Below are 4,078 nucleotides of genomic sequence, written 5' to 3'. Positions count from 1 at the left end.
AAGATTGCACGTGCCGGTCGGCGGCGGTGTGGTCGGGTTGCCGCCACCGTCGACACGGACGAGTTGCCACTGCTGGTTGTTGCCGTTCCAGTCGTCGTACTGCACGATGTTTCCGCCGTCGGTGGTCGAGGCGCCCTGTACCTCCACCACCTTGTTGCTGTTCCGGTTGATCAACCGGACGTAGCCACCGTCGGAGTCGGCCAACCGGAACTGCTGGTTGGCTCCGTTGCCGTCGGTCCACTGCACGATGCTGGCACCGTTGGCGGTCGACCAGTTGTAGACGTCCAGCACCTTGCCGGAGAGCCGCGACCGCAACCGGTAGTAGCCGCTGCCCGAGTCCACGAACTGCCACTGCTGCTGGTTGCCGTTGTTCCGCGCCCACTGCACGATCCGGGCACCGTCATTCGTGGCCAGGTTGTACACGTCCAGCGCCTTGCCACTGTTGCGGTTGATCAAGACATACCATGCGTTCGTGTCGACTGTCGCCGCGGCGGCGGGTGTGGACAGCACCACCGCGGCGGCACCACCGAGCACCACCGCCGCCACGCCAGCGGCGACGACCCGCGTCAACCACCCACGCCGCCGCGACGGCGGCACGCTCGATGGAGACCCACCAAAGACGAACATGATCCTCCTCCAATGACCAAGAGCCGACCGGTCTACCCCGAAGATGGATGTGCCGCCACACATGACCGGCGCGTGCCTCGAAATGTGCGCGCCAACTGGCGTCCGCGCGCCGTCACGCACGCCTGATCCAAGGGCCGACGAAGCAGGCTCGCCCGGTAAGCCACAGGCGTCGTCGTCCCTGACCATCGACTGTGAGCGATAACATGACGTTCGTCAAGTCGTAACGCCCCCGCGTTCACCGGCCGGGTGGCGCACCACAGCCACCGGACAAAGAGGTGCACGGGCATGCGGACGCGAAACCCGACCAATGCGGAGTCCGCTCGGGCAGGACTTTCGACGGGTGCGGTTCATAACACTTTCTCGACGCCTGTGACGCGAAGTGACGAAGAGCAGAACATCACAGCAGTTTTCTGTTACGAGAACCGGTGACGCGCAGTCGCGGGCCGCCCCACCTGCCGAGCTTCCGGTGCGTACGCCCGGGCGACGGCCAGCCCACCGACGGCGGCGGGGCCTGGCCGGAGCCGTTTCGACGAAAGCCGCTGCCGGCGGACGGCCAACTCGGCGACAGGAGCTGTTCGGCCCGAGCAGGATTCGTGGTTCACGCCGGACGCCGCAACGGAGAAGATACGGTCGAGTGCGATCCCGGTGACCCATGTCGGAGGTACCCATTATCCGACTCTCCAGAAATGCCATCCTGCGGTTCATGGCGCGATCCAGGATGTTATCGTTCACATCGAGATCGATCTATGAATGGACCCGACCCGGCGCGACACCGGCTGCGGGTGCACGGCGCGGCTTTGCCCGAGTGGAAGGGGACGGCAACCTCCCGGGTCAGGAGCCGGCCCGGTTCTCCGCCCCGGTTGCGACGTCCAATGGCCAGTTCGATCAGGTTGAAGATCTGTTGGCAGCTCGAGGCGGGCCAGGGACAGCCTAGTTTTCATCGTGCCGCGGCCGGTTGGTCGTCCGGCACGCCCCGTAGGAGCGTTCCGCGGTCTCCGCTGGTCCATCACCGCCTTCACCCTGGCGAGGGCCCGGTCGCAGCTCGTCAACGCCGCCCGAGGCGGCGAGCGTCCCGACCGCGCCGACCCGAGGATCACACGGGTCGCCGTTACCTGCCTGGGTCGCGCAGGTAGCGCAGCACCTCGGCCACCGAGCCACCGCCTACCTACCACCGCCTTGACCACTCGCCGGCCCGGCCGGGACCGGGTGCCGGTCGAGGTGTACGTCTCGGCGTCGAGGGCGTCCCGGATCGCCGCGACCAGGCGGGTGTCGGCTCGTCCGGTGGCCTCCGTTACGAGGAGACCTACCCCGAAAGGGGGCGTGGTCCCTATCAGCGGTCCGCCGACGCCACCCGACCCGGCGACAACACCCCCCGGATCATGCGTACGACAGGGGCAGTACGTCATACCGGGCCGGGCGACCGAGGGTCCCCGGGCGGCCGGCCCGTCAGCCGGTCGAGTCGGCGTATGATGGCCGCCGACCGCTCCGAGCTGCCCCGACCTCGCCGAATTCCGGAGCGGACGAGCCCGGGAACAGACAGGAGGCCGGCGAATTGAGTCAGTGCTGCGGCCCGCCCAGAGAGCCCGGTCAGCCGGCGCTGGCCACGGTCGACCTCGACGTGCCGCGGCGGGACCCCGGCCAGGTGGCGAGGGGCATGATCGCGATACCGGCCGGGTCGTTCTGGATGGGCGGCGACGATGCGGACGCGTTCCCCGCGGATGGGGAGGGCCCGGTGCGCGAGGTGCATGTGTCGGCCTTCCGGATCGACCCGAAGGCGGTGACCAACGCCGCCTTCGCCGCGTTCGTGAAGGCCACCGGCTATCTGACGGAGGCCGAGCGGTTCGGCTGGTCGTTCGTGTTCCACAAGTTCGTGGCCGAGCCGGCCCGGGGCGCGGTGCTGGACGCCCGGGTCCCGGGAGCGCCCTGGTGGCTGGGTGTAGAGGGGGCGGACTGGCGGCACCCGGAGGGCCCCGGTTCGCACGTGGGCCAACGCGGGAACCACCCGGTGGTGCACGTCTCGTGGGCCGACGCGACGGCGTACGCCACCTGGGCCGGAAAGCGGCTGCCCACCGAGGCGGAGTGGGAGAAGGCCGCTCGCGGCGGCCTGGACCGCAAGCGGTACCCGTGGGGGGACGAGTTCACTCCGCGCGGGCAGCATCGGTGCAACACCTGGCAGGGGCGGTTTCCGGCCAGTAACACCGGCGAGGACGGCCACCTCGGCACTGGGCCGGTGAACGCCTACCGCCCGAACGCATTCGGCCTCTACAACATGTCCGGCAACGTGTGGGAGTGGTGTGCGGACTGGTTCAGCGTCGACTGGCACGCCGCGCCGTCGGAGGCCACCCGGGTCGATCCCCAGGGACCGCCCACCGGTGACAGCCGGGTGATGCGCGGCGGCTCCTACCTGTGCCACGTCTCCTACTGCAACCGGTACCGGGTAGCTGCCCGCACCCACAACACTCCGGACAGTGCCAGTGGCCACCTCGGCTTCCGGTGCGCCATCGACGAACCGGACGCCCAGCCCAGGGGGTGAAGTCCAGGTTCTACCAGTCCCGGCACTGCCCGGTGACGGCGCCGGACACCCTGTTGGGCGCCCCGCTGGCACCGAGGGCGGGCCCGTTCCGGGCCTCGGGCCGGGCTACGAGCGCTCATCCGCCAGCCTGGCGGGCTGGATGACCGGGGCCGCTTGCCGGCGGCGAGGATGAATTCGGTCGGCTGCTGGCGGAGATGATCGGCGATCGACGCGTGCGACGGTTGGCCGGCCGGGGCGGTCGGGGAACGCGTCGGTCGGGTCGGGTTCCACTGCTGTTCTCCCGTCGTACGGGGTGTTACGGGCTGAGTACGGCTAACGGTTCCGGCTGCCGGTTGAGTTCGGGTATCAGCGCCTTGGTGTCGTCGAGCCAGCGCGACAGCGGTTCGCGTAGCCGGGCGGCGACCTCGGGGTGCCGGGCAGCGAGATCGATCTGCTTGGCGGGGTCGGCAACGATGTCGTGCGGCCGGGTGGGATCGCCTTCGAACGACGCGATCAGTTTCCATCGGCCGTCCCGGATCGCGGCCGACGGACACCCGTCCTGGTTGCTGTAGTGCGGGTAGTGCCAGAAAAGCGGGCCGCGTGCGAACGGCTCGCCGCGCCAGGCCGGTCCGAAGTCCACACCGTCGATGTGCTGCTCCGGTATGGGGGGGCAGGCCGGTGGCGGCCAGCACCGCCGGGTAGAAATCGGACTCGTCACCGGCTCGCTGATCCGCGTACCGGCGGCCACCACCCCGGGCAAGATGACGATGGTGTCCCCGGCGTCGCCGGTGCGGTCGAGGGCGTCGAGCAGCCGGCCGATGTCGCTGTCGAGGTTCTCCACCGGGACGTGGAAACTCGGCCCCACGGCCGTACCACGTGCAGACCTCTCTGGACGGCAGGCGGTGGACGACCGTGCGGTCCGAAGTGGATGCACCGATG

3 protein-coding genes are annotated in these 4,078 nt (G+C 69.4%); 1 reads left to right on the top strand and 2 read right to left on the bottom strand.

Annotated elements, in window-relative coordinates; all coding sequences use genetic code 11:
• A partial coding sequence (locus AAH979_RS42575) for an RICIN domain-containing protein (RefSeq protein WP_346263795.1) occupies positions 1 to 627 on the bottom strand: 627 nt, incomplete at its 3' end.
• Between the two features lie 1,654 nt (positions 628 to 2,281).
• Here AAH979_RS42575 and AAH979_RS42570 point away from each other — a divergent pair.
• On the top strand, positions 2,282 to 3,160 hold the full coding sequence (locus AAH979_RS42570) for a formylglycine-generating enzyme family protein (RefSeq protein WP_346263794.1): 879 nt from the start codon (positions 2,282 to 2,284) through the stop codon (positions 3,158 to 3,160).
• A 295-nt stretch (positions 3,161 to 3,455) separates the two neighbouring features.
• Here AAH979_RS42570 and AAH979_RS42565 read toward each other — a convergent pair whose 3' ends face one another.
• A complete protein-coding gene (locus AAH979_RS42565; protein WP_346263793.1) occupies positions 3,456 to 4,004 on the bottom strand; it encodes a hypothetical protein in 549 nt (182 codons plus the stop codon).
• Positions 4,005 to 4,078 lie beyond the last annotated feature (74 nt).

This window comes from Plantactinospora sp. ZYX-F-223 (genome assembly GCF_039649625.1).
GTDB lineage: Bacteria > Actinomycetota > Actinomycetes > Mycobacteriales > Micromonosporaceae > Plantactinospora.
Note: the sequence above shows the minus strand (reverse complement) of the source record. Positions and strands in the feature narration are given on the sequence as shown.